This window comes from Bradyrhizobium sp. 172, from assembly GCF_023101065.1.
GTDB classification, from domain to species: domain Bacteria; phylum Pseudomonadota; class Alphaproteobacteria; order Rhizobiales; family Xanthobacteraceae; genus Bradyrhizobium; species Bradyrhizobium canariense_D.
The window spans coordinates 7214892-7239257 of record NZ_CP064701.1; the positions used below are offsets into that span (position 1 = coordinate 7214892).

General features: G+C 63.8%; 20 protein-coding genes and 2 pseudogenes. 18 read left to right on the forward strand and 4 right to left on the reverse strand.

The genetic code is table 11. From position 1 onward, the window contains the following. Nucleotides 1-2 precede the first annotated feature (2 nt). From IVB07_RS34215 to IVB07_RS34250, 8 genes and pseudogenes are all read left to right on the forward strand, one after another. Nucleotides 3-881, forward strand: a complete 879-nt coding sequence (locus IVB07_RS34215) for a branched-chain amino acid ABC transporter permease (protein ID WP_007599708.1) — start codon at nucleotides 3-5, stop codon at nucleotides 879-881. Between the two features lie 2 nt (nucleotides 882-883). Continuing rightward, nucleotides 884-1900: a branched-chain amino acid ABC transporter permease gene (locus IVB07_RS34220; RefSeq protein WP_026233593.1), complete on the forward strand. Its 1017-nt coding sequence runs from the start codon at nucleotides 884-886 to the stop codon at nucleotides 1898-1900. A gap of 31 nt (nucleotides 1901-1931) precedes the next feature. After that, entirely contained in the window at nucleotides 1932-3167 is a 1236-nt protein-coding gene (locus IVB07_RS34225; RefSeq protein ID WP_026233592.1) for an ABC transporter substrate-binding protein, read from the forward strand. A gap of 121 nt (nucleotides 3168-3288) precedes the next feature. Next, nucleotides 3289-4515, forward strand: coding sequence for an ABC transporter substrate-binding protein (locus IVB07_RS34230; RefSeq protein WP_018458480.1), 1227 nt, complete (start codon nucleotides 3289-3291; stop codon nucleotides 4513-4515). A gap of 239 nt (nucleotides 4516-4754) precedes the next feature. After that, a complete protein-coding gene (locus IVB07_RS34235; RefSeq protein WP_018458479.1) occupies nucleotides 4755-5984 on the forward strand; it encodes an ABC transporter substrate-binding protein in 1230 nt (409 codons plus the stop codon). Between the two features lie 193 nt (nucleotides 5985-6177). Then, nucleotides 6178-7461 carry a glycerate kinase gene (locus IVB07_RS34240; RefSeq protein ID WP_018458478.1) on the forward strand — a complete coding sequence of 428 codons (1284 nt, stop codon included), beginning with the start codon at nucleotides 6178-6180 and terminating at the stop codon, nucleotides 7459-7461. Nucleotides 7462-7648: 187 nt separating this feature from the next. Then, nucleotides 7649-8323 carry a PAS-domain containing protein gene (locus IVB07_RS34245; RefSeq protein WP_026233591.1) on the forward strand — a complete coding sequence of 225 codons (675 nt, stop codon included), beginning with the start codon at nucleotides 7649-7651 and terminating at the stop codon, nucleotides 8321-8323. Further along, nucleotides 8302-9459, forward strand: a pseudogene (locus IVB07_RS34250) (EAL domain-containing protein); the annotation flags it as partial. The gene IVB07_RS34245 and the pseudogene IVB07_RS34250, both read left to right, overlap by 22 nt. Before the next feature lie 198 nt (nucleotides 9460-9657). On the opposite strand, the gene IVB07_RS34255 reads toward IVB07_RS34250, so the two are convergent. Continuing rightward, entirely contained in the window at nucleotides 9658-10179 is a 522-nt protein-coding gene (locus IVB07_RS34255) for a MarR family transcriptional regulator (RefSeq protein ID WP_007605305.1), read from the reverse strand. 176 nt (nucleotides 10180-10355) lie between these two features. Between IVB07_RS34255 and IVB07_RS34260 the strand changes: the two genes are divergently transcribed. The 3 genes from IVB07_RS34260 to IVB07_RS34270 are packed head-to-tail and all read left to right on the forward strand — an operon-like array spanning nucleotide 10356 to nucleotide 13901. Next, nucleotides 10356-11396 (forward strand): branched-chain amino acid ABC transporter permease, encoded by a 1041-nt coding sequence (locus tag IVB07_RS34260; RefSeq protein WP_026233590.1) that lies wholly within the window; start codon nucleotides 10356-10358, stop codon nucleotides 11394-11396. Nucleotides 11397-11403: 7 nt separating this feature from the next. Further along, nucleotides 11404-13173 (forward strand): branched-chain amino acid ABC transporter ATP-binding protein/permease, encoded by a 1770-nt coding sequence (locus tag IVB07_RS34265; RefSeq protein ID WP_018458476.1) that lies wholly within the window; start codon nucleotides 11404-11406, stop codon nucleotides 13171-13173. Further along, nucleotides 13170-13901, forward strand: a complete 732-nt coding sequence (locus tag IVB07_RS34270; RefSeq protein ID WP_018458475.1) for an ABC transporter ATP-binding protein — start codon at nucleotides 13170-13172, stop codon at nucleotides 13899-13901. The genes IVB07_RS34265 and IVB07_RS34270 overlap by 4 nt, the downstream gene beginning before the upstream one ends. Nucleotides 13902-14082: 181 nt before the next feature. Here IVB07_RS34270 and IVB07_RS34275 read toward each other — a convergent pair whose 3' ends face one another. Next, nucleotides 14083-14706 (reverse strand): pyridoxamine 5'-phosphate oxidase family protein, encoded by a 624-nt coding sequence (locus IVB07_RS34275; RefSeq protein WP_018458474.1) that lies wholly within the window; start codon nucleotides 14704-14706, stop codon nucleotides 14083-14085. 120 nt (nucleotides 14707-14826) lie between these two features. Between IVB07_RS34275 and IVB07_RS34280 the strand changes: the two genes are divergently transcribed. Continuing rightward, complete coding sequence (locus IVB07_RS34280) at nucleotides 14827-15711, forward strand: LysR family transcriptional regulator (protein WP_018458473.1); 885 nt, start codon at nucleotides 14827-14829, stop codon at nucleotides 15709-15711. A 5-nt stretch (nucleotides 15712-15716) separates the two neighbouring features. Here the strand turns inward: IVB07_RS34280 and IVB07_RS34285 are convergent, their stop codons facing one another. Both IVB07_RS34285 and pobA read right to left on the reverse strand, forming a co-directional pair. Continuing rightward, nucleotides 15717-16136 carry a PaaI family thioesterase gene (locus IVB07_RS34285; RefSeq protein WP_018458472.1) on the reverse strand — a complete coding sequence of 140 codons (420 nt, stop codon included), beginning with the start codon at nucleotides 16134-16136 and terminating at the stop codon, nucleotides 15717-15719. Between the two features lie 234 nt (nucleotides 16137-16370). Continuing rightward, a pseudogene (gene pobA / locus IVB07_RS34290) lies at nucleotides 16371-17539 on the reverse strand (4-hydroxybenzoate 3-monooxygenase). A 214-nt stretch (nucleotides 17540-17753) separates the two neighbouring features. On the opposite strand from pobA, the gene IVB07_RS34295 reads away from it, so the two are divergent. The 6 genes from IVB07_RS34295 (at nucleotide 17754) to IVB07_RS34320 (ending at nucleotide 24351) form a co-directional block, all read left to right on the forward strand. Continuing rightward, the gene (locus IVB07_RS34295) at nucleotides 17754-18770 is read left to right on the forward strand and encodes a TRAP transporter substrate-binding protein (RefSeq protein WP_018458470.1); all 1017 of its coding nucleotides are present in this window, start codon (nucleotides 17754-17756) and stop codon (nucleotides 18768-18770) included. Nucleotides 18771-18903: 133 nt separating this feature from the next. Further along, nucleotides 18904-19413, forward strand: a complete 510-nt coding sequence (locus tag IVB07_RS34300) for a TRAP transporter small permease (protein WP_018458469.1) — start codon at nucleotides 18904-18906, stop codon at nucleotides 19411-19413. Nucleotides 19414-19415: 2 nt separating this feature from the next. After that, nucleotides 19416-20735: a TRAP transporter permease gene (locus IVB07_RS34305; RefSeq protein ID WP_018458468.1), complete on the forward strand. Its 1320-nt coding sequence runs from the start codon at nucleotides 19416-19418 to the stop codon at nucleotides 20733-20735. 210 nt (nucleotides 20736-20945) lie between these two features. Further along, nucleotides 20946-21407, forward strand: a complete 462-nt coding sequence (locus IVB07_RS34310; RefSeq protein WP_018458467.1) for a DUF3237 domain-containing protein — start codon at nucleotides 20946-20948, stop codon at nucleotides 21405-21407. Nucleotides 21408-21661: 254 nt separating this feature from the next. Next, nucleotides 21662-22471, forward strand: coding sequence for a crotonase/enoyl-CoA hydratase family protein (locus IVB07_RS34315; RefSeq protein WP_018458466.1), 810 nt, complete (start codon nucleotides 21662-21664; stop codon nucleotides 22469-22471). Next, a complete protein-coding gene (locus tag IVB07_RS34320; RefSeq protein WP_026233587.1) occupies nucleotides 22468-24351 on the forward strand; it encodes a feruloyl-CoA synthase in 1884 nt (627 codons plus the stop codon). Before IVB07_RS34315 ends, IVB07_RS34320 begins: the two co-directional genes overlap by 4 nt. The last annotated feature ends 15 nt before the right edge of the window (nucleotides 24352-24366 follow it).

Below are 24366 nucleotides of genomic sequence, written 5' to 3' on the forward strand. Positions count from 1 at the left end.
CGATGGAGCTGTTCACCAACCAAGTGCTGGCCGGCATCGCCACGGGCGCGATCTACGCCTGCATGGCGCTCGCCGTGGTCATGATCTATCAGGCGATCGACCATCTCAACTTCGCCCAGGGTGAGATGGCGATGTTCTCGACCTTCATCTCCTGGCAGCTGATGCAATGGGGCATCCCATATTGGGCTGCCTTCGTGATCACGCTGGCATTGTCCTTTGTCGGCGGCATCGCGATCGAGCGCATCCTGTTCAAGCCGCTCGCCAAGGCGCCGGTGCTGACCAACGTCGCCGGCTTTATCGCGCTGTTCGCGATCATCAACTCCTCGGCCGGCCTGATCTGGGACTTCACCATTAAGCAGTATCCGACCCCGTTCGGCTCCTCGCCCTTCCTCGGCAGCCAGCTGATCTCGACCCACCAGGCCGGCATGATCGGCGTCACCGTGCTGCTGCTGCTCGGCCTCTACTTCTTCTTCCAGTACACCAAGATCGGCCTCGCCATGCGCGCGGCCGCCTCCGTGCCTGAATCGGCCCGACTGGTCGGCATCAACACGAGCTGGATGATCGCGCTCGGCTGGGGCATGGCGTCCGCGATCGGTGCGATCGCCGGCATGCTGATCGCACCGGTCGTGTTCCTCGAGCCCAATATGATGGGCGGCGTGCTGATCTACGGCTTCGCCGCGGCGGTGCTCGGCGGACTGACCAGCCCGTTCGGCGCCGTGGTCGGCGGCTTCCTGGTCGGCGTCTTCGAGAACCTCGCCGGCACCTACATTCCCGGCGTCGGCAACGAGCTGAAGCTTCCGATCGCGCTCGCGCTGATCATTTCCGTCCTGGTCGTCAAACCCGCTGGCCTGTTCGGCCGGCAAATCGTCAAGCGAGTTTGATCATGAGCGCTGCAGAAGACGTCGTCACGGAAGCCCCGGCCGTCGAGGCGGTTCCGAAGCGGGCGATGACGCTGGGCACGGGCACCTCTCTGTTGGTGCTGGCGGTGCTGTTGATCGTGCCGGTGTTCGTCAAGAACTTCATCATCTTCCAGATGACGATGCTCCTGATCTACGGGCTCGCGGTGCTGGCCTTGAACATCCTGACGGGCGGCTCCGGCCAGTTCTCGCTCGGCCAGAGCGCCTTCTACGCCGTGGGCGCTTATACGTCGGCGGTGCTGATGGAGTACTTCAACGTCAACTATGCGCTGACAATTCCGATTTCCGCCGCGGTCTGCTTCGCATTCGGCTACCTGTTCGGCAAGCCGGCGCTGCGGCTGTCGGGCGTCTATCTCGCGCTCGCGACCTTTGCGCTTGCCACCGCGATGCCGCAGCTGCTGAAGCTGAACTTCCTCGAGCACTGGACCGGCGGCGTGCAGGGCCTCGTCGTCACCAAGCCCGACGCGCCGTTCGGGCTGCCTATGTCGCAGGACACCTGGCTCTACTACTTCTCGCTCGCCGTCGTGCTCGCGATCTACATCTTCTCGGTCAACCTGCTGCGCTCCCGGTCGGGCCGCGCCTTCATGGCGATCCGCGACAACGAGATCGCGGCCTCCTCGATGGGCGTCAACGTCGCACTGTACAAGACGCTGGCCTTCGGCGTGTCCGCCGGCATCACCGGCGTTGCCGGCTCGCTTGGCGCCATCGCCGTGCAGTTCGTCGCGCCCGACAGCTACACGATCACGCTGGCGATCTCGCTGTTCCTCGGCATGGTCGTCGGTGGCGTCGGCTGGCTGCCCGGCTCGTTCGTCGGCGCCGCCTTCATCATTTTCGTGCCGAACATGGCGGAGGGCATCTCCAAGGGCCTCTCCGGCGCGGTGTTCGGCGTACTCCTGTTCGCCGTCATCTACCTCGTGCCGCACGGCGCGAGGCAGATTGCGATCATGGGCCAGCAACTCGTCGGCCGGCTCAGAAAGAACTGACAACCCGTTGATTAAGCTAAGGAGACCCGAATTGTTTTTTGAAAGAACACTGCGAACCGCTGCGCTGGTGACGGCAACGGCGGTCATCACTCTCACCTCCGGCGCCGCATTCGCCCAGAAAAAATATGACACCGGCGCGTCCGATACCGAGATCAAGATCGGCAACATCATGCCGTATAGCGGTCCGGCCTCGGCCTATGGCATCATCGGCAAGACCGAAGAAGCCTACTTCAAGATGATCAACGACAAGGGCGGCATCAACGGCCGCAAGATCAACTTCGTCACCTATGACGACGGCTATTCGCCGCCGAAGGCCGTCGAGCAGGTCCGCAAGCTGGTCGAGAGCGACGAGGTGATCGTCGTGTTCAACCCGCTCGGCACGCCCTCGAACAGCGCGATCCAGAAATACCTCAACGCCAAGAAGATCCCGCAGCTGTTCGTCGCCACCGGCGCCACCAAGTGGAATGACCCGAAGAACTTCCCCTGGACCATGGGCTGGCAGCCGTCCTACCAGAGCGAAGCGCAGATCTACGCGAAATGGCTGTTGAAGGAAAAGCCGGACGCCAAGATCGCGATCCTCTATCAGAACGACGATTTCGGCAAAGACTACCTCAAGGGCACCAAGGACGGCCTGGGCGCCAAGGGCGCGTCCATGATCATCATGGAAGAAAGCTACGAGGTGTCCGAACCCTCGATCGACGGTCACATCGTCAAGATCAAGGCGGCCAATCCCGACGTCCTGCTGATCTACGCGACGCCGAAGTTCGCGGCCCAGACCATCAAGAAGACCGCCGAGCTGAGCTGGAAGCCGCTGCAGATCCTCACCAACGTGTCGATCTCGGTCGGCAGCGTGATGAAGCCGGCCGGCTTCGAGGCCTCGCAGGGCGTGCTGTCGGCGGCCTATGCCAAGGACTCCACGGACCCGCAGTGGGCCAACGACCCCGGCATGAAGAAGTGGAACGAGTTCGTCGACAAGTACATGCCGGGTGCCGACAAGTCCGACACCAGCATGGTCTACGGCTACGGCGCGGCGTCGACGCTGGCCAAGGTCCTGGAGATGTGCGGCGACGATCTGACCCGGGCCAACATCATGAAGCAGGCGGCCTCGTTGAAGGATTTCGCACCGGATACCCTGCTGCCCGGCGTCAAGATCAACACCAGCCCAACCGACTTCGCCCCGATCGCCCAGCTCCAGATGCAGCGTTTCAAGGGCGAGAAGTGGGAACTCTTCGGCGAGATCATCAGCGGCGACATCGCCACGGAGTGACGCTCTGACGCTATAGTCCGACACATCGAGAAGCCCCCGCGAACGAATCGCGGGGGCTTTTTGTTGACGTCCCGCATCAATCTTGTTCAATGCGGCGGCGATCCGTTCCGGGTGGAGAAAGATGACTGCCGTTCGATTTCAGGTTGCGGGCGTTCTGGCCGCATTCGCGTTGTGCACTGCGATGAGCGGCCCGGTCCTGGCGCAGAAGAAATACGACAGCGGCGCTTCCGATACCGAGATCAAAATCGGCAACATCATGCCCTATAGCGGCCCGGCCTCCGCCTATGCGGCGATCGGCAAGGCCGAGGAAGCCTATTTCAACAAGATCAATGCCGAGGGCGGCATCGGCGGCCGCAAGATCAAGTTCATCTCCTACGACGACGGCTATTCGCCGCCGAAGACGGTGGAGCAGGCCCGCAAGCTGGTCGAGAGCGACGGGGTGCTGCTGATCTTCGGCTCGCTCGGCACCTCCACCAACGGCGCCATCCGCAAATACATGAACGAGAAGAAGGTGCCGCAATTGTTCGTGGCGAGCGGCGCTTCGAAGTGGAACGATCCGAAGCAATATCCCTGGACCATGGGCTGGCAGCCGAGCTACGCCAGCGAGGCGCGCATCTACGCCAAATACATCATGAAGGAGAAGCCGGACGGCAAGATCGGCGTGCTCTATCAGAACGACGATTTCGGCAAGGACTACCTGAAAGGGCTGAAGGATGGCCTTGGACCCAAGGCCTCGATGATCGTGCTGGAAGACGGTTACGACACGTCGGAGCCGGCAATCGACGAGCACGTTGTGAAATTGAAGGCCTCCGGCGCCGACATTTTCGTCAGCATCACCACCCCGAAATTTGCAGCGCAGGCGATCAAGAAGGCGGCCGAGATCGGCTGGCATCCGGTCCACATCATCTCCAACGTCTCGGCCTCGGTCGGCGGCGTACTCGAGCCGGCGGGGCTCGAGATCTCGCAAGGGATCCTGTCGGCGAGCTACACCAAGGACGCCTCCGACCCGCAATGGAATGCCGATGACGGCATGAAGAAATTCTACAACTTCCTCGCCAAATACGATCCCAAGGCCAACAAGCTCGATGCCGGCGTGGTGTTCGGCTATGCCGCCGCGCAGACCATGGTGAAGGTGCTGCAAATGTGCGGTGACGACCTCACCCGCGACAACGTCATGAAGCAGGCCGCCTCCTTGAAGGATTTCCAGCCCGACACGCTGTTGCCAGGCATCAAGATCAACACCGCAGCCGACGATTTCGCCCCGATCGAGCAGCTCCAGATGATGCGCTTCAAGGGCAAGAAGTGGGAGCTGTTCGGGGACGTGATCTCGAGCGAGCTCGACCACTGAAGCCGCGCAACTCAAACTCGCTCCTGATCGGTTCATCAACTCAAGCGGATGCCTCTTCTCGCAGTCGCACACGAGCGCGCGGCCGCCCCTGACTACTAAAGAAGCAGCCCCCGCGACCCCGCCGCAGGGGCTTTCTGTTGTAGGCATCAGGTAAATCGTATTGAATTGCGGCTGCGTCACCAAAAACAGGCAACACAAGAAAAGGGACGCACACACACCAAGAAAATAGGGAGATAGGAATGCCCGCTGTCACCGGCAAACTTGCGGCCGCGTCACTGGCGCTCGCGCTCATTGCGGCCTCGGCCTCCACTGCATCGGCCCAGAAGAAATACGACACCGGCGCGACCGATACCGAGATCAAGGTCGGCAACATCATGCCTTACAGCGGACCGGCCTCCGCCTACGGCATCATCGGACGGACCGAAGCCGCCTATTTCAAGAAGATCAACGACGAAGGCGGCATCAACGGTCGCAAGATCAACTTCATCAGCTACGACGACGCCTACTCGCCGCCGAAAACGGTGGAGCAGGCGCGCAAGCTGGTCGAGAGCGACGAGGTGCTGTTCATCTTCAACTCGCTCGGCACGCCGCCGAACTCGGCGATCCACAAATACATGAACTCGAAGAAGGTGCCGCAGCTCTTCGTCGCCACCGGCGCCACCAAGTGGAACGATCCGCAGAACTTCCCCTGGACCATGGGGTGGCAGCCCAACTACCAGAGCGAGACGCAGATCTACGCGAAGTGGCTGCTGAAGAACAAGCCCGACGCCAAGATCGCCGTGCTGTTCCAGAACGATGATTACGGCAAGGATTATCTCAAGGGCCTGAAGGACGGCCTCGGCGCCAAAGCCGCGTCGATGATCGTCGTGGAGGAGAGCTACGAGACCTCCGAACCGACCATCGACAACCACATCGTCAAGCTGAAGTCGACCGGCGCCGACGTCTTCATGAACATCACGACGCCGAAATTCGCAGCCCAGGCGATCAAGAAGAACGCCGAGATCGGCTGGAAGCCGCTGCACTTCCTCAACAACGTCTCTGCCTCCGTCGGCAGCGTGATGAAGCCTGCCGGCTTCGAGAACGGCCAGGACATCATCTCGGCCGATTATCTGAAGGACGTATCGGATCCGCAGTGGGCCAATGATGCCGGCATGAAGGACTTTCTCGCCTTCATGACCAAATACTTCCCCGAGGGCGACAAGCTCGATAAGGGCACGATCGTCGGCTATGCCGTGGCCCAGACCCTGGTTCAGGTCTTGAAGCAGTGCGGTGACGATCTCACGCGCGAGAACGTCATGAAGCAAGCGGCGAATCTGAAGGACTTCCGCACCGAGGCCCTGCTGCCGGGCGTGAAGATCAACACCTCGCCGACCGATTTCGCGCCGATCAGCCAGCTTCAACTCGAGAAGTTCAAAGGCGAGAAGTTTGAGCTGTTCGGAGACGTGATCAGCGCCGACGTCGGCGGTTAGCCCCATCAAGGACGCGACGACGGAAACCCCCTGCGAACCATCGCAGGGGGTTTTTGCTTGCGCGGCGATTATGATCACGCGATTGCACAATCGAATGATGGCAAAGCCGGCTTACGCTTTGGCGCATGATGCGGTAGGCAGGTGAGCGGCGCGTTCGCCGCCAGTCTTTCCTGTCCGCTCAAGGCCCTTCGTCATGACCGACCGACGCCCCCTGCTCCGCGCGCTCTACGACGCCGCCGTTGCCGCCGCTCATCCGAGCACAATTCTGGCGCCGCACCTGCGGCCCGCGCCAAAGGGACGCGTGATCTGTCTCGCCGCCGGCAAGGGCGCGGCCGCGATGGCCGCCGCCGCCGAGCGGCATTATCTCGACACGCTCGGGCTCGCACCGGAACGCCTCGTCGGCATCGCCACCACGCGTCACGGCTACGGCGTGCCGACGCGCCGCATCCGCGTGGTCGAGGCCGGTCATCCCGTGCCCGACGAAGCCGGCCTGAAGGGCGCGGCCGACACGCTGGCGCTCGCGGCCGAGGCCGGGCCGGACGATCTGCTCTTGGTGCTGCTCACCGGCGGCGGCTCGGCGAACTGGATCGCGCCCGTCAACGGCATCAGCTTCGGGCAGAAGCAGGCGGTCAACAAGGCGCTGCTCCGCTCCGGCGCGCCGATCGGCGAGATGAATGTCGTGCGCAAGCATCTGTCGCGGATCAAGGGCGGGCGGCTGGCGCGCGCCGGCAAAAATGCCGCCGAGATCGTGACGCTTGCGATTTCCGACGTGCCGCATGACGATCCCTCCGCAATCGCCTCCGGTCCGACCGTGCCCGATCCGACCACGCTCAATGATGCGCGCGCCATCGTCGCCAGGTACAAGCTCGACATCGACGATGCCGTCCGCCGCGCGCTGGACGACCCCGCCAACGAGAGCTGCAAGCCCGGTGATGCCGCCTTCGCGCGCGCGCATTTCGAATTGATCGCACGTCCGAAGCAATCGCTCGACGCTGCGGTCAAACTCGCGCATGAGGCCGGTTACGAGACGATCGATCTCGGCGCCGACCTCGAAGGGGAGGCCCGCGACGTTGCCGCCGATCACGCCAGGCTGGCGCTTCAGGCCCGCGCGCAGGGCAAGCGTGTCGCGATCCTCTCCGGCGGCGAGCTCACGGTCACCGTGCGCGGCAATGGCCGCGGCGGCCCGAACCAGGAATACGCGCTGGCGCTCGCCGGCCTCTTGAAGGACACGCCTGACATCTCCGCGCTCGCCGGCGACACCGACGGCGCCGATGGCGGTGCCGGCAATCCCACTGATCCCGCCGGCGCGCTGATCGACGCGGCGACGTTCGCGAAGATGGCGGCGCAGCGGCTGCAGCCGCAGGCCTATCTCGACAACAACGACGCGACCACGTTCTTCGAGGCGACGGGCGACCTGTTGCTGCCGGGGCCCACGCTGACCAATGTGAACGACATCAGGGTAATCCTGGTCGACTGACACGGTGGCATCGCCATCCCGCCGGCGCCCCGCGCGGTTCGGCGGACGACATGGTTAACGATCTCTGAATTCTCGTCGGTGTCCTCTTTTCCAGGGGGCGGGCATCGCCGCCCTTAACCTCGCGTTCGCCGCAGTTTCAGGAACATGTCGCGAAATTGGGCGAATTGTCGGGCTGATCTACCGCGAGATGTACGCGCTCTCGCCCGACCAGGTGCACCCGGGCACGCCGATCAAGGACCTGATCGAGCATCGGCTCAAACTGGGCCTGAGCATCGGCGGAGAAGCCGGCGCCTATGTCCGTGCCCGCACCGAGGGTTCGGTCGTCAGTGAGCAGACGGTCCAGCAATTCGCCGACGGACGAATCATCGCCTACACCATTCATCCCCTGCCCGACGGCGGCGGCATGGCGACGCACGAGGACATTACAGAGCGCGAAGAGCTCAGTCGGCGGTTGCAGGAGCGCAATTTTCAGTTCGACATCGCGATCAACAACATGTCGCACGGACTCTGCTTCTTCAGCGCCGACCATCGGCTGGTGGTCTGCAACACGCACTTTATCGAGATGTACGGCCTGCCGCCCGACCGCGTTCGTCCGGGCACGCCGCTCCAGGAGATCCTCGACCTACGCTACGAGGTCGGCAGCGTGCCGGCGATGACGCGGGAGGAATACGCCAAATGGCGGACCGATGTCGCCATGTCAGCCGAGGCCATGGACAGCATCGTCGAGATGCAGAACGGGCGAACCTTCAGATCAGGCACCGACCGATGCCCGATCTCAGGTGGGTCGCGACCCACGAAGACATCACCGAGCAGCGCAAGGCGGAATTGCAGATCGCGCATATGGCGCACTACGACGCGCTGACGGACCTCGCCAATCGCGCCCTGCTCGGTCAGCGCCTCAAGCAGGCGCTCGAACAGGGCGGGATGTTCGCGATCCACCACGTCGATCTCGACAAGTTCAAGGCCGTCAACGACACCCTGGGCCACCAGGCCGGCGACATCCTGCTGCAGGATGTCAGCCGCCGCCTCAAGCAGCTCGCGCGCGACAGCGATACGGTCGCGCGCATGGGTGGCGATGAATTCGTGATCCTCCAGACGCCGATTTCCGATTCGAGCGAGGCGGACCTGCTGGCGCGCGACGTTGTCAGGACGCTGAGTGCTCCGTTCGGGCTCGACGGACACCAGACCATTGCGGGCGCGAGCATCGGGATCGCGATTGCGCCTGGCGACGGCTCGACGCCCGAGCAACTCCTGCACAATGCCGATCTGGCCCTGTATCGCGCGAAAAGCGACGGCCGCGGCATGCACTGCTTCTTCGAACCGGCCATGGGCGAAGAAGCGCAAAGCCGTCGCGGGCTGGAGCAGGACCTGCGCAACGGCCTTGCCGCCGGCCAGTTCGAACTGCACTACCAGCCGGTCGTGAAGACCGACGGCGGCGAGATCAGCGGCTTCGAAGCCTTGATCCGCTGGCGACATCCCCGGCGCGGACTGGTCGCGCCCAACAGCTTTATCCCGCTTGCGGAAGAGATCGGCCTGATCGTGCCGATCGGCGAATGGGTGATCCGGCAGGCCTGTGGCACTGCAAGCCGATGGCCGGACCATCTGCACGTCGCCGTCAACATCTCGGCGGTGCAATTCCGCCAGCCGGGCCTGACGGAGGTGATCGTCGGCGCGCTGGCGGCCTCCGGCCTCGATCCGCGGCGGCTGGAGATCGAGATCACGGAAAGCGTGTTTCTGCAGGACAGGAACGGAACGCTGACGACGCTGCACCAGCTCCGGGCGCTGGGCATCAAGGTCGCCATGGACGATTTCGGCACCGGCTATTCGTCACTGACCTATCTGCAATGCTTCCCCTTCGACAAGATCAAGATCGACCGGTCTTTCGTCAGCGGCGTGGAAAACAATGCGGCATCCCTCAGCATCGTGCGGGCGGTGGCGGCACTGGCGCGCGGGATGGGCATGACGACGACGGCGGAGGGGGTGGAGAGCGAGGAGCAACGGGACCGGATCGCAGCGGAGGGCTGCACGGAAATGCAGGGCTATTTGTTCAGCCCTCCGTTGCCCGCCGAGGAAATCGAGCGCCATTTCCTGTCCGCGAAAACACCTGCCATGCCCGACCGGTTCGCTCTGCGGCATAACCGCCGCCAGCCCGCCCGCGCTTCCGGGTTTGATGCCCGGTCGCCGGGCAATCAACCGTCAAAACTCGTTGGCGATCTTCGAGAGCATCCCGAGCAGGGCTTCGCGGTTGGACGGCCCGAGCAGCTCGTTCAGCCGGGCCTCGTGCTTGGTGGCGACGAGCTTCTTGGCGCGGGCCAGCACGGCCTTGCCCTTGTCGGTCAGCACCAAGATGTGCGAGCGGCGGTCGTTGGTGGAGCGGATCCGCGCGCAAAGGTCGCGGCTCTCGAGATTGTCGAGCATCGCCACGAAATTCGGGCGCAGGATGCCGAGGGTGGAGGCGATCTCGGTCTGGTTACGGCCGGGGTTTTTCTCGACCAGCAGCAGCACGGAGAACTGCGCCGGCGTGAGCTGGAGCGAGGCCATGCAGCGCAGGAAGTTCTCGAACACCTTGAGCTGTGCCCGCTTCAGGACATAGCCGAGCTGCTCCGAGAGCTCGCCGAGCTGGAGGGCTTCACCAGGCCCGTCGGCCGCGTCCTTGCGGCCCTTGGCGGTCTCGGCGGGTTTTTCAGAGGACTTTTCAGCGGTTTTGGAAACGGTCATCGCCTCATGCTCGCAATCCCGTTAAGTTCGGGAGGATCGTTCGCCACCCTTGATGTTATATTTGATAATTGTTATGGACCATATCAAATATCGTCAGCGCTGTTCAATGGCTGTGAGCGGACCGTCCACCACAATCAGGGGACCGGTCCTGAATCTTTGAGGGGGAGCGTCCGGTCTTGAATACCACCATCATGCTGTTCCTGCTGCAGGACGGCATCACCAATGGCGCGATCTATGCGCTGCTCGGCCTGGCGCTGGTGCTGGTGTTCGCCGTCACCCGCGTCATCCTCATTCCCCAAGGCGAATTCGTCACCTATGGCGCGCTGACCTATGCCTCGCTGGCCGCGGGCCAGATGCCGGGTACGGCGAAACTCGCGCTCGCCCTGGGCATTGGCGCCTTCGCGTTCGACCTGTTCGCCGCGCGCAAGGCGCTGCACGGACGCCTGATCCTGCGCAGCGTCATCACCAATATCGTGCTGCCGGCCATCGTGCTGGCGCTGACCGTCTACTACGCCGCTCAGAAGCCGCCGGTTGCGGTCTGCATCGCACTGTCGCTGGTGATCGTGGCGATGATCGGCCTGTTTCTCTACCGCATCGCATTCCAGCCGCTGGCGCACACCTCCGTGCTGGTGCTGTTGATCGCCTCGGTGGGCGTTCACCTCGCGCTTCAGGGTTTGGGCCTTTTGTTCTTCGGCGCCGAAGGCCAGCGCGGACCTGCCGTGCTGTCCGGCTCCTTCACCAGCGGTGCGCTGCGCTTCACCGGCCAGAGCATCACGGTCTATGGCATTACCATCGCCTTCATCGTCGGGCTGTGGCTGTTCTTTGGGTTGACACTTTACGGCAAGGCGCTGCGCGCGACCGCTGTGAACCGGCTCGGTGCCCGGCTCGTCGGCATCCGCACCACGCTATCCGGTCAGATCGCCTTCCTGCTGGCGTCCGTCATCGGCGCACTGTCGGGCATCATGATCGTGCCTATCACGACGCTGTATTACGACTCGGGCTTCCTGATCGGCCTGAAGGGCTTTGTCGCCGCGATCATCGGCGGGCTTGTCAGCTACCCCCTCACCGCCGTCGCGGCGCTAGTCGTCGGCATCGTCGAGGCGTTCTCGTCCTTCTATGCCTCCAACTACAAGGAGGTGATCGTTTTCATGCTCTTGATTCCCGTGCTGCTGCTGCGCTCGCTCGCGGCGCCTGCGGTCGAGGAAGAGAAGGACTGACGCCAAGATGCAGAGCCGGCTCCCCATCCTCATCTTCGCGCTGATCATGGCGGCGATCCCGTTTGTTCCGGGCATGCCCCCATTCTGGATCGTGCTGCTCGACAATATCGGCCTCGCGGCCCTGGTCGCGATGGGCCTCGTGCTGCTGACCGGCGTCGGCGGCCTGACCTCGTTTGGACAAGCGGCCTTCGTCGGCTTCGGCGCCTACACCACCGCGGTGCTGTCGACAACCTACGGCATGTCGCCCTGGCTGACGCTACCACTGTCGCTGCTGGTCAGCGGATTGCTGGCGGTGCTGCTCGGCCTCGTCACCGTCCGTCTCTCCGGCCATTATCTGCCGCTCGGCACGCTCGCCTGGGGACTCGGCTTGTTCTATCTCTTCAGCAAGCTGGAATTTTTGGGAAGAAACGACGGCATCTCGGCGATCCCGCCGCTGTCGATCGGCTCGTTCAAAATGCTCTCGCCCGGCTCGATCTACTACGCGATCTGGGTTGCCGTGATCCTCTCGGCGTTGCTCACGATGAACCTGCTGGACTCCCGCACCGGCCGCGCCATCCGCGCGCTCCGGCGCGGCCATGTCGCGGCCGAGGCGTTCGGCGTGCACACCCCGCGGGCGAAAATGCTGGTGTTCATCCATGCCGCCGTGCTCGCCGGCCTCTCCGGCTGGCTCTACGCCCATCTTCAGCGCGCGGTGAACCCGACGCCGTTCGGCGCGCAGGCGGGCATCGAGTATCTCTTCATCGCCGTGGTCGGCGGCGCCGGCTATGTCTGGGGCGGCGTCCTGGGCGCGGCGCTGGTCGTGGTCCTGAAGGAAGTGCTGCAGAGCTACCTGCCGTTGATCCTGCCCGGCTCGGGCCAGGTCGAGACCATCGTGTTCGGCATCATGCTGGTGGCGTTGCTCCAGCTCGCACCCGGCGGCGTCTGGCCCTGGCTGATGTCGTTCCTGCCCCAGCGTACCAGTGGCAAGAAGCCAGACACTTCGCTGAAACTGGAGCAGCGCACCCGCTCGCCCGGCCAATCCAGCGTCCTGCTCCAGGTCGAGAAGGCGCGGAAACAATTTGGCGGCGTGGTCGCGGTGAACAACGTCTCCTTCGACGTCCAGGCTCGCGAGATCGTCGCGCTGATCGGCCCCAACGGCGCCGGCAAGAGCACCACCTTCAACCTGATCACCGGCGTGCTGTCGGCCAGCTCGGGCTCGATCTCCGTGCTCGGCAACAAGGTCGACAGGGCGCCGCCGCAGGAGATCGTCAAGCTCGGCATCTCCCGCACCTTCCAGCACGTCAAGCTGGTGCCTGATATGACCGTGCTGGAAAACGTCGCGATCGGTGCCCATCTGCGCGGCCATTCGGGGCCGATCTCCTCGATGCTGCGGCTCGACCGCACTGATGAGGCAAAGCTGCTCGCCGAAGCCACCCGCCAGATCGAGCGGGTCGGACTTGGCGAGCAGATGCATCAGCTCGCAGGCTCGCTCTCACTGGGACAGCAACGGATCGTCGAGATCGCCCGTGCGTTGTGCGTCGATCCGATGCTGCTGCTGCTCGACGAGCCGGCCGCCGGCCTGCGCCACATGGAGAAGGAGCGGCTCGCGACGCTGCTGCGCGAGCTGCGCGACGGCGGCATGAGCGTCCTGCTGGTCGAGCACGACATGGGCTTCGTCATGAACCTCGCCGACCGCATCGTGGTGCTCGATTTCGGCACCAAGATCGCGGAAGGAACGCCGGCCACGATCAAGACCAATCCCGAAGTGATCAAGGCCTATCTCGGAGTGGCGGCATGAGCGCGCTGTTGTCCGTCGCCAACGCCCATGTCGCCTATGGCAAGGTCGAGGCCGTGCGCTCGGTCTCGCTCGAAGTCGGCCAGAACCAGATCGTCACCATCGTCGGCGCCAACGGTGCCGGCAAGACCACGCTGCTCTCCGCCATCATCGGCATTTTGCCGCTGAAAGGGCGCGTTTCATTCGCAGGTCAGGACCTGTCGCGGCTCGACATCGAGGACCGCGTCGCCATGGGGCTTGGCCTCGTTCCCGAGCACCGCGAATTGTTCGTGACCATGAATGTCGAGGACAATCTCGAGTTAGGGGCCTTCCGCATCGAGAGAAGCAAGGCGAAAGCCTCGATGGAGCGGGTCTACACGCTGTTTCCGCGGCTCAAGGAGCGGCGCAAGCAGCTCGCCGGCACGCTCTCCGGCGGCGAGCAGCAGATGCTCGCAATGGGCCGCGCACTGATGGGCGAGCCCAAGCTCCTGATGCTGGACGAGCCGAGCCTCGGCCTCGCCCCGATCATCGTCGCCGACATTTTCCGCATCGTCACCGAACTGCGCGCCGCCGGCGTCTCCGTGCTGCTGGTCGAGCAGAACGCGCAGGCGGCATTGAAGATCGCGGATCAGGCCTATGTCATGGAGCTCGGCGAGTTCGTGCTCAGCGGCAAGGCCAGCGACATCGCGGCGAATGAGCGCGTGGCGGCGAGCTATCTCGGCTTCCAGCACGAAGGGGCGAGTGTGTTGTAACTTCGAGACGCGCTTCCTCAAACTCATCTGTCATCGTCCGCCTAGTGCGCAATTGCGCACAGGGGCGGACGATCCAGTATTCCAGAGACCTGTGCTTGAACCGAGGCGCCGCGGCGTACTGGATGCCCCGCCTTCGCGGGGCATGACATCGGAGGATTCAGGGAGAGACGAAGATCGTGGCCTAGCTTGCCCCCTTGTCACCCTTCAGCGCCGCGAGCTCTGCTTCCAGCTCCGCGATCTTCGCATCCCTTGCCGCCAGCGCCGCCGCCACATCTCCAGCGTCGAACTTCTGCGGGATGTGCTGCGGGCAGTTCGTGTCCCACGCTTCGATCTTGAACAGGATCACCTGCTCGGGCCGGGCGCGATAGCCTTTCGGCATCAGCGATGTCGTCAGCGCCTCGTCGTCCTCGACCACCCGCGCTTCGCCCCAGATCTTCACCCGGCGGCGATGGGCGTAGTCCATCACGAAGATGTAGGCCTTGGGATTTTCAGACAGGTTTCCCTGCGTGATGTATTGCCGATTGCCGGCGTAGTCCGTGAAAGCCAGCGTCTGCTTGTCCAGCACCTTCAAGAAGCCCTTCGGGCCGCCACGATGCTGGATGTAGGGCTGGCCGTCGGCCGATGCCGTGGCGAGATAAAAGCTGTTGGCGTCGGCCAGGAACGCCGCGAGGTTCTCATCGACCTCGGTGCGCCAGCCGCGCTGCTCGGCATGGGCATAGCCTTCGCGTGATCCCTTTCGGGTCTGGATCGACTTCACCGCCGGCGTGAACGCCACGTCGCTGGCGTAGGTGTGAGTTGCCGTCATCGGAACATCTCCTGAAATCCCGGCGCATCCCTGCGTCTTCGCCATCCAAAATGGACCTCCCGCCGGCTAAAACAATCATCCCGCTTGACACTTCATCGTTGCGTTATATGCAATAATGCCATGGATCGCCTCGAAGCCATGCATGTTTTCGTCACCGTCGCCGACCTGCGCGGCTTCGCGCCGGCGGCACGAAAACTGCGGCTGTCCCCCTCCGCGGTGACGCGGCTGATCGCCGCGCTGGAGGAGCATCTTGGCGCGCGGCTGTTGCAGCGGACCACCCGTCAAGTGACCCTGACCGACGTCGGCACGCGCTATCTCGAGCGCGCGCGTCGCATCCTCGCCGATGTCGAGGAGGCCGACGGCTCGGCACGGGAGGAGCGCAACCGACCGAGCGGGCGGCTGGTGGTGTCGGCGCCGGTCGGCTTTGGCCGGCTCCATGTCGGGCCTGTCATGATCGCCTACCTCAAGCGCTATCCCGAGGTCGCCTGCGAATTGCGGCTGTCGGACAACCTGGTCAATCTCGTGGAAGATGCCGTCGACGTCGCGGTGCGGATCGGCCATCTCGCCGACTCCTCCCTCGTCGCGCGCCAGGTCGGCGAGATGCGGCGGATCGTGGTGGCGACACCTGGCTATCTCAAGCGCCATGGCGAGCCGAAGACGCCGGAGGCATTGCTCGGGCACCAGACCATCGCCTTCGGTCCATCCGCGAACTGGCGCTTCGTGCAGGACGGCCGCGACATCGAGGTGGCGCCGAATCCACGCTTCGCCAGCAACAGCGCCGACGCCGCCCTGCAATATGCCGAGGCGGGCGGCGGCGTGACCCGGGTGCTGGCCTATCAGGCTGCCGAGGGCCTGCGGCGCGGGCGGCTCAGAATCGTGTTGGCGAAATACGAGCAGCCGGCGTTGCCGATCCACATCGTCTACCCGACCTCGCGCCTGCTCTCCGCCAAGGTGCGTGCCTTCGTCGATCTCGTGGTGGAGACCGCGGAGTGGAAATTCGGGTGACGCCCTCACCCCTTCTTCGGCACTACGCGAAAGGTGCCGCTGGCGCGGGCGATCACGGCGCCGTCGGCCTTCGCGAGGCACTGCGCGAAACAGATCGTGCTGCCGGTCTTGATCGCCTCACCCTCGACCGCGAGCCATTGGCCGATCTCGCCGGCGCCGACATAGTCGACCGACAGCGAGATCGTGACCAACGAGGTCGTCCAGCCCGTCGCCTGCGCGCAGCTGTAGCCCATGGCGGCATCGGCCAGCGCCGCGATCAGGCCGCCATGGATCAGCCCGCGCGCGTTGGTGTGCGGTTTCGCCAGCCGCAATCCCACGGTGACGCCGTTGTCGGTCTTCCTGGAGTAAAGCGGCTCCCAAGGATCGGTGAGCGGGGCTTTGCGAAAGTGCGGCTCGAAGCCGGCGGGAATGTCGGTGCTGGTCATGTCCGTCTCGCGTTGGTGGCTCCCGCCATTGAACGCGGCAGACGGGACAGATGCACCACCTACAAAGTTTTAAACGGAATTTGCGCGGGTGTTTGAAAGGAGTGGCGCCGTCGCCCCGCTATCCCTGTCATCACCCGCGAAAGCGGGTGATCCAGTATTCCAGAGACGGTGACGTGATACGGAGAGGCCGCGGCGTACTGGATGCCCCGCTTTCGCGAGGCATGACGGCGCGCCCTAAAACGGCAGCCCCACGTAATTCTCCGACAGCGAGGTCATCGCGGCCTGCGACTGCGTGACATAGTCGAGCTCGGCGAGCTGGATGCGCGCGCCGATGGTGCCGGTGTCGGGGAATTTGTGCAGCATCGAGGTCATCCACCAGGAGAAGCGCACGGCCTTCCAGACCCGCGCCAGCGCCTTCGCCGAATAGGCATCAATGCCGGCGCTGGATTTTTCGTCGTAGAACTCGCGAAACGCACTCGACAGATAATGCGCGTCGCTCGCGGCCAGGTTCAGCCCCTTGGCGCCGGTCGGCGGCACGATATGGGCGGCGTCACCGCACAGGAACATCCTGCCGAAGCGCATCGGCTCGGCGACGAAGCTGCGCAGCGGCGCAATGCTCTTCTCAATCGAGGGGCCCGTGACCAAGCTGTCGGCGGCGTCCTGGTCGAGCCGGCGCTTGAGCTCGTCCCAGAAACGGTCGTCCGGCCATTGGTCGACGTGGTCGTCGAGCGCGCACTGCACATAGTAACGGCTGCGCCTGGTCGAACGCATGGTGCAGAGCGCAAAGCCACGGGCGTGGTTGGAATAGATCAGCTCGTGGCTGACCGGCGGCGTCTCGGAGAGGATGCCCAGCCAGCCGAACGGATAGATGCGCTCGAACTCCTCGATGGCCGAAGCCGGAACGCTGGCGCGGCTGACGCCGTGAAACCCGTCGCACCGGCGATGAAATCGCAATCGATGGTGTGGGTGACGCCATCTTTCACGTAGGTTACGCGCGGGTGACCGCCGTCGAAATCCTGCGGCTGCACGTCCTTGGCCTCGTAGACCGAGGTGAGGCCGGCGGCCGTGCGCGCATTCATCAGATCGAGCGTGACCTCGGTCTGGCCGTAGATCATGACCGTCTTGCCGGTCGCAGCCTTCATGTCGATGCGGTGGCGGCGCCCCGAGAAGGTGAGTTCGATCCCTTCATGCACCAGCCCTTCGGCATGCGCCCGTGCGCCGGCGCCGATCTGGTCGAGCAGCGCAACTGTTCCCTCCTCCAGCAGTCCGGCACGGATGCGGCCGAGCACATAGTCCGGGCTCTGCCGCTCCAGAATGACATTGTCGATGCCATAATGATGCAGCAGTTGCCCAAGCAACAATCCTGCCGGCCCCGCCCCGATGATTGCGACTTTTGTCCGCAATACTTGCTCCTCCCGATCCTGTAGGCTTTCGGCGTGGCTCGCTTGTCGCTGCCGTCCGCGCACGATAATTATATCATATAACGGTTGGGCAAAAGGGAGTGCGCGGCGGCACGTCGCGCCAGTTCCGGCTTGAACGCGCCGGCCAACTAGATAACATGTTAATTAACGAGACCGGGCCATCGAAGCCCGCCGTCAAAAGAGGGAGAGACGCGTGATGAGGAAAGCCTGTCTGGCGTTGCTGCTGGCAGCAAGCGTGAGCCCTGCGTTCGCGCAGGACAAGACCTTCGATTTGAAGATCTCGCACTGGGTGCCGGCCTCGCATCCACTACAGAAATCGCTGGAGGACTGGGCTGCTGCGGTCGAGAAGGATTCCGGCGGCACCATCAAGGGCAAGGTGTTTCCGGCCCAGCAGATGGGCAAGGCGTTCGACCATTACGACATGGCGCGCGACGGCATCGCCGACGTCACCTATGTCAATCCCGGCTACCAGCCCGGCCGTTTCCCGATCATCGGCGCTGGCGAATTGCCATTCCTGATCTCGGATGCCAAGGGCGGCTCGATGGGGCTCGACGCCTGGTACCGCAAATACGCCGAGAAGGAGATGAAGGACGTCAAATACTGCCTCGCCTTCGTCCACTCGCCCTCCTCCTTCCATTCCCGCACCAAGAAGATCGTGATGCCGGAGGACGTGAAGGGCCTGAAGATCCGCCCCGCCCACGCCACCATGGCGAACTTCGTCACCTCGCTCGGCGGCACCAATGTGCAATCCTCCGCGCCCGAAGTGCGCGACATCATCGAGCGCGGCGTCGCCGATGGCGTCACCTTCCCCTGGGGCTCGCTGGTGCTGTTCGGCATCGACAAGGTGACCAAATACGACATGGAGGCGCCGCTCTACACCACGACCTTCGTGTTCGTCATGAACAAGGACAAGTACAATGCGATGTCCGACAAGCAGAAGGCCGCGATCGACAAGAATTGCACGGTCGAAATGGCAGGCGTGGTCGGCGAGCACTGGGGCAAGTTCGAGGATGCCGGCATCGACAAGGTCAAGGCGGAGTCCGGTCACGAGGTCTACAAGCTGACGCCCGAGCAGACCGCGGCCTGGAAGAAGGCCGCCGAGCCGCTGGTGAAGACCTGGAGTGACGGCGCGAAGAAGACCGGCGTGGATCCGGACGCGGCGCTTAGCGAGCTGAAGGCCTCGCTGAAGAAGTACAACGCGCTGGCGGAGTAGTTCTTCGTCGAAACACATGCGGCGGCGGGATGCATCTCGCCGCCGTTGTTCTGCACGCGGGTCGAGACGCGAGGAGCGCATCGCGCGTCCTCTCCCTCTCCCGCCCGAGGATGGCATCTCTTAGGAAGCTCCCATGAAGCGCAGCTGGATGGATCGTATTATCGATTCGATCGAATGGATTGCAGCGGCTTTCGTCGGCATCGTCGCGCTCGACATCTTCCTGTCGGTGTTGCTTCGCAACACGCTGAACTATTCGATCCCCGATAGTTTCGACATCGGCCGCATGCTGCTCGGCATCCTGATCTTCTGGGGCATCGCCGCGACCTCCTATCGCGGCACCCACATCACCGTCGACCTCGTCTGGGGCAATGTCGGGCCGCGCTACCAGCGCTGGATCGACGTGTTCGCGACCCTGGTGCTGCTGTTCGTCGTGACGGTGCAGACCTGGACGCTGTTCGACAAGGTGCGCGGCACCTACAACGACAACGTCCAGACCTTCGACATGCACATGCCGACCTGGCCGTTCTTCGCGATCGCCTGGATCGGCGACGTCTCGGCCGTGCTGCTGATCGCGATCCGCACCTACCGGTTGATCTTCCATCCCGAAGAGATGCACGACCCCAAGCTGAAGGCGACGGAGTAATCATGAGCACCGATGCCGTCGCCGTAATCGGCTTCGTTTCCCTGTTCGCCCTGATGCTGCTGCGCGTGCCGGTCGGCATGGCCATGGGCCTCGTCGGCGTCTCCGGCTTTTCCTATCTCGTCGGCGCCACGCCGGCGCTGAAGCTGGTCGGCCAGACCTCGATGCGCACGGTGACCGACTACACCTTCGGCGTCATTCCGATGTTTCTGCTGATGGGCTCGTTCGTCAGCAATTCCGGCATGAGTCGCGAGCTGTTCCGCGCCGCCAACGGCTTTGTCGGCCATTTGCGCGGCGGACTCGGCATCGCCACCGTCGGCGCCTGCGGCGGCTTTGCCGCGATCTGCGGCTCCTCGGTCGCGACCGCCGCGACCTTCTCCGCGGTCGCTTACCCCGAGATGCGCCGCTTCGGCTATCCGCAGTCGTTTGCCACCGGCGTGATCGCGGCCGGCGGCACGCTGGGTGCGATGCTGCCGCCCTCCACCGTGCTCGCCGTCTACGGCATCATCACCGAGCAGGACATCGGCAAGCTGTTCATCGCCGGCATCATCCCGGGCATCCTCGCGATGACCATGTACATGATCACGATCTTCCTGATCGGTTATTTCCGGCCCGACTTCCTGCCCAAGGGCAAGGAGCTGCCGTGGCGCGAGCGCTTCGCCGGCCTGAAGGACATCTGGGCGCCGGTGCTGCTGTTCGTGTTCGTCATCGGCGGCCTTTACGGCCTGCCCTATTTGCCGCGCTTCACGCCGACCGAAGCGGGCGGCGTCGGCGCCGCCGGCGCCTTCATCATCGGCGTGGCGACCGGCCGGCTCGACCGCGAGAAGATTCTGGCGTCGCTGCTCCAGGCGACGCGCACGGCCGCCGCCGTGTTCACCGTGCTGATCGGCGCCTTGATCTTCGGCTATTTCCTCACGGTGACGCAGACCCCGCAAAAGGTGACGGAATTCCTCACCGGCCTCGGTCTCGGCCCCTACGGCGTGCTGGCGTTGATCATGGTGATGTATCTCGTGCTCGGCTGCCTGATGGACGCCATGGCGATGATCATCCTCACCGTGCCGATCATCTTCCCCGTGATCATGCATCTCGGTTTCGACCCGATCTGGTTCGGCGTCATCATCGTCATGACGGTCGAGCTCGGCCTGATCCATCCGCCGGTGGGCATGAACGTCTTTGTCATCAAGAGCGTGGTGAAGGACGTTTCCTTCTCCACCATCTTCAAGGGCGTGATTCCGTTCGTGGCGACAGACCTGGTGCGCCTGGTGATCCTGATCGCCTTCCCGCTGCTGGCGACATGGCTGCCGACGCGGATGATGGCGCATTGAGGAGGTGGTAAAGCGGCGAGCTGTCTTTTCCCTCTCCCCTTGTGGGAGAGGGTGGCTCGCCGCAAAGCGGCGAGACGGGTGAGGGGTATATTTCCTCAAGCGCTGATCTGAGTTTGGAGAGGCATACCCCTCATCCGGCGCTTCGCGCCACCTTCTCCCACAAGGGAGAAGGAAGGACAGCGGCGCTAGTTCAATACAGAAAGGTGACCGATGACGGCCCCTACCCTCGAGACCAAATACGTCTTTACCGTCACCGCACGCATCGGCGACGTCGTCACCGCCGGCGAGACCGGTATCGGCATTCGCCGCATCATCCCGATCGTCGGCGGCGAGGTGACGGGTGCGATCACCGGCAAGGTGCTGCCGTTCGGCGCGGACTTCCAGACCATCCGCCCGAATGAGCTGATTGATCTCGAAGCGAAGTACGCGTTCGAAACCGACGACGGTGCCACCGTCTATGTCGAGAACAAGGGCATGCGCTTCGGCCCGGTCGAGCTGTTGCAAAAGCTCAAGCGCGGCGAACCGGTGGATCCCAAACTGATCTATTTCCGCACCGTGCCGAGGTTCGAGACCGGGCACGAGAAGTACCGCTGGCTGATGGAGCACATTTTTGTCGGGTCAGCAGCGCGTCATGCGGATCGAGTCGTGATCGACGTGCATCAGGTGATGTGAAGGCTTCAGTGCCCTTCGCCGTCGTCCCGGCGAAGGCTGGGACCCATACCGCGTGATCTGTCGATCGCGAATAGTCGGAGTACCGAACGACTTGGCCAAACTTCTCCCTGTGGTTATGGCTCCCGGCCTCCGCCGGGACGACACCGCATTTGGAGGGCGCCTTTTGCCCGCCTGACTGACCCAAGAGGCACCTAGCCCCTTGTTGACTCCTCCTGAATTCGTTATACAACATAACTATTCTGACAAGGACGCAAATGACACAGGGAAACGCCGAGACCGCTGACGCGGGCGCCGCCGGGCTTTTGAAGATCGAGCGGGCGGACCGGGTTTTGACCGTCGGCCTCAATCGGCCGGCCAAGCGCAATGCGCTCAACGACGGCATCATCCTGGAGATCGGCGAGTGTTTTGCGGCCCTGCCCGAGGATATCGGCGCCGTCGTCATCCACGGCATCGGCGACCATTTTTCCAGCGGTCTCGACCTCTCCGAACTGACCGACCATGATGCCAGTGGCGGCCTTCTCCATTCCCAGATGTGGCACCGGGTGTTCGACCGCATCCAGTACAGCCGCGTGCCTGTGATCGCCGCGCTCAGGGGCGCCGTGATCGGAGGCGGGCTGGAGCTCGCCTGCGCGGCGCATATCCGTGTCGCCGAACCCTCGACCTATTTCGCGCTGCCGGAGGGGCAGCGCGGCATCTTCGTCGGTGGCGGCGGTTCGGTGCGCCTGCCGCGCCTGATCGGCGTCGCCAGGATGATGGACATGATGCTGACCGGCCGCGTCTATTCCGCGACCGAAGGCACCTCCTACGGCTTTGCGCAATATGTCACGGAAGCCGGCAACGGGCTCGGCAAGGCGATGGAGCTTGCGACCAAGGTCGCCTCCAACGCGCCGCTGACCAACTTCGCCGTGCTCCAGGCGCTGCCGATGATCGCGGAGGCCAATCCGCAGACCGGCCTGTTGATGGAATCGCTGATGGCGACGGTGGCGCAGAGCGACAAAGAGGCAAAACGCAGGATCCGCGAGTTCCTCGAACACAAGACCGCAAAGGTGAAGCCGAAATCATGAGCGCGCAGCCGTCCTCTTCCAGCATGGAGCGCGGCGCGAGCACTTCCCCGCTGCGGCCCATTTCGTTCGGCGATCCCGTCGTCAATATCGAGCGGCGCGACGACGGCACGATTTATCTGCGGCCCAAACAGCCGCTCGGCGATTATCCGGCCCGCATCACCGACCGCCTGCATCACTGGGCGAGCGCGACGCCCGATCGCGTCTTCATGGCCGAGCGCGAAGGTGGCCGCGGCTGGCGCAAGATCAGCTACGCCGAGCTGCTCGCCGCGAGCCGGCACATCGCCTCAGGGCTCATTGCGCGCGGGCTGTCGGCGGAGCGGCCGGTCGTCATCCTCTCCGGCAATTCGATCGACCACGCATTGCTCGCGTTCGGCGCGTTCTATGCCGGCATTCCGTTCTGCCCGGTGTCGCCGGCCTATTCGCTGGTATCGAAGGATTACGGCAAGCTCTCCTACCTGATGAAGCTGCTGACGCCCGGCCTTGTCTTCGCCGAGGACGCCGACAAGTTCGCCGACGCGCTCGCGGCCAACGTCTCGCTCGGCACCGAGATCGCCGCGTCCTACGGCCACGTGCCGGGCCGCGACGTCACCTTGCTCGCCGACCTCATGGCAACCCCGATCCGCGGCGATCTGGACGAGGTCCACGGCAAGATCGGCCCCGACACCATCGCGAAATTCCTGCTGACCTCGGGCTCGACCGGCAACCCCAAGGCGGTCATCAACACCCAGCGCATGATCTGCGCCAACCAGGTGATGCTGCGCGAGACACTCGCCTTCCTCAGGGACGAGCCGCCCGTCATCATCGACTGGCTGCCCTGGAATCACACTTTTGGCGGCAACCACAATATCGGGCTGACGCTCTACAATGGCGGCTCGATGTATCTCGATGCCGGCAAGCCGGTGCCTGGAGGCATCGAGGAAACCGTGCGCAATCTCCAGGAGATTTCGCCGACGGTCTATTTCAACGTCCCCAAGGGCTACGAGTCGCTGCTGCCTTATCTGCGCGACGACCAGCGCCTCCGCGCAAAATTCTTCGACCGGCTGCACGCGATGTTCTTCTCGGGCGCGGCGCTGTCGCCGTTCGTCTGGAACAGCCTCGACGAGCTGGCGGTGAAGGAAAAAGGCTACCGCGTACCGATGCTGACCGGCCTCGGTGCAACCGAGACCGCGCCGTTCTTCATGTCGGTCAACCCGCGCACCAGCCGCTCCGGCCATGTCGGGCTTCCCGTATCCGGCAATGACGCCAAGCTGGTGCCGAACAACGGCAAGATGGAAGTTCGTTGCAAGGGGCCGAACGTGATGCCCGGCTACTGGCGCCAGCCCGACATCACCGCAAATTCGTTCGACGAAGAAGGCTTCTACAAGCTCGGCGATGCCCTCAAGCCCGTCGATCCCGATGATCTCAATGCCGGCTTCGATTTCGACGGCCGCATCGGTGAGGATTTCAAGCTCGGCAGCGGCACCTGGGTCAGCGTCGGCCCATTGCGCGCGCGCTTCGTCGCGGCTTGCGCGCCGCTGGTGCGCGACGTCGTCATCGCCGGCATCAACCGAGACGAGATCTCCGCGCTCGTCGTGCTCGATCTCGACGGCTGCCGGCTGATCAACCCGACGCTGCCGACCGACGATCTCGTCGTCGCGACCCGCGACCGGCTGGTGCGCGAGGCATTTCGCGAACGGCTGACCCGCTTTCTCAGCGCGGCCACGGGATCCTCGACGCGGATCACGCGCGCGATCCTCATGGACACGCCACTCTCGATCGACAAGGGCGAAGTCACCGACAAGGGCTCGATCAACCAGCGCGCGGTGCTCGAGCATCGCAGCCTGCTGATCGAGGAGCTCTACGCTGCCAATCCATCGGACCGTGTGATATCGGTCGGGTAAGAGGACGTCGCACCT

Excerpts from the sequence above, each read along its gene's own strand:
- IVB07_RS34235 (WP_018458479.1), top strand. The coding sequence starts at position 4,755 with ATGCCCGCTGTCACCGGCAAACTTGCGGCCGCGTCACTGGCGCTCGCG.
- IVB07_RS34320 (WP_026233587.1), top strand. The coding sequence starts at position 22,468 with ATGAGCGCGCAGCCGTCCTCTTCCAGCATGGAGCGCGGCGCGAGCACT.
- IVB07_RS34305 (WP_018458468.1), top strand. The coding sequence starts at position 19,416 with ATGAGCACCGATGCCGTCGCCGTAATCGGCTTCGTTTCCCTGTTCGCC.
- IVB07_RS34230 (WP_018458480.1), top strand. The coding sequence starts at position 3,289 with ATGACTGCCGTTCGATTTCAGGTTGCGGGCGTTCTGGCCGCATTCGCG.
- IVB07_RS34310 (WP_018458467.1), top strand. The coding sequence starts at position 20,946 with ATGACGGCCCCTACCCTCGAGACCAAATACGTCTTTACCGTCACCGCA.
- IVB07_RS34215 (WP_007599708.1), top strand. The coding sequence starts at position 3 with ATGGAGCTGTTCACCAACCAAGTGCTGGCCGGCATCGCCACGGGCGCG.
- IVB07_RS34300 (WP_018458469.1), top strand. The coding sequence starts at position 18,904 with ATGAAGCGCAGCTGGATGGATCGTATTATCGATTCGATCGAATGGATT.
- IVB07_RS34275 (WP_018458474.1), bottom strand. The coding sequence starts at position 14,706 with ATGACGGCAACTCACACCTACGCCAGCGACGTGGCGTTCACGCCGGCG.
- IVB07_RS34220 (WP_026233593.1), top strand. The coding sequence starts at position 884 with ATGAGCGCTGCAGAAGACGTCGTCACGGAAGCCCCGGCCGTCGAGGCG.
- IVB07_RS34270 (WP_018458475.1), top strand. The coding sequence starts at position 13,170 with ATGAGCGCGCTGTTGTCCGTCGCCAACGCCCATGTCGCCTATGGCAAG.
- IVB07_RS34285 (WP_018458472.1), bottom strand. The coding sequence starts at position 16,136 with ATGACCAGCACCGACATTCCCGCCGGCTTCGAGCCGCACTTTCGCAAA.
- IVB07_RS34295 (WP_018458470.1), top strand. The coding sequence starts at position 17,754 with ATGAGGAAAGCCTGTCTGGCGTTGCTGCTGGCAGCAAGCGTGAGCCCT.
- IVB07_RS34280 (WP_018458473.1), top strand. The coding sequence starts at position 14,827 with ATGGATCGCCTCGAAGCCATGCATGTTTTCGTCACCGTCGCCGACCTG.
- IVB07_RS34265 (WP_018458476.1), top strand. The coding sequence starts at position 11,404 with ATGCAGAGCCGGCTCCCCATCCTCATCTTCGCGCTGATCATGGCGGCG.
- IVB07_RS34315 (WP_018458466.1), top strand. The coding sequence starts at position 21,662 with ATGACACAGGGAAACGCCGAGACCGCTGACGCGGGCGCCGCCGGGCTT.
- IVB07_RS34255 (WP_007605305.1), bottom strand. The coding sequence starts at position 10,179 with ATGACCGTTTCCAAAACCGCTGAAAAGTCCTCTGAAAAACCCGCCGAG.
- IVB07_RS34240 (WP_018458478.1), top strand. The coding sequence starts at position 6,178 with ATGACCGACCGACGCCCCCTGCTCCGCGCGCTCTACGACGCCGCCGTT.
- IVB07_RS34245 (WP_026233591.1), top strand. The coding sequence starts at position 7,649 with ATGTACGCGCTCTCGCCCGACCAGGTGCACCCGGGCACGCCGATCAAG.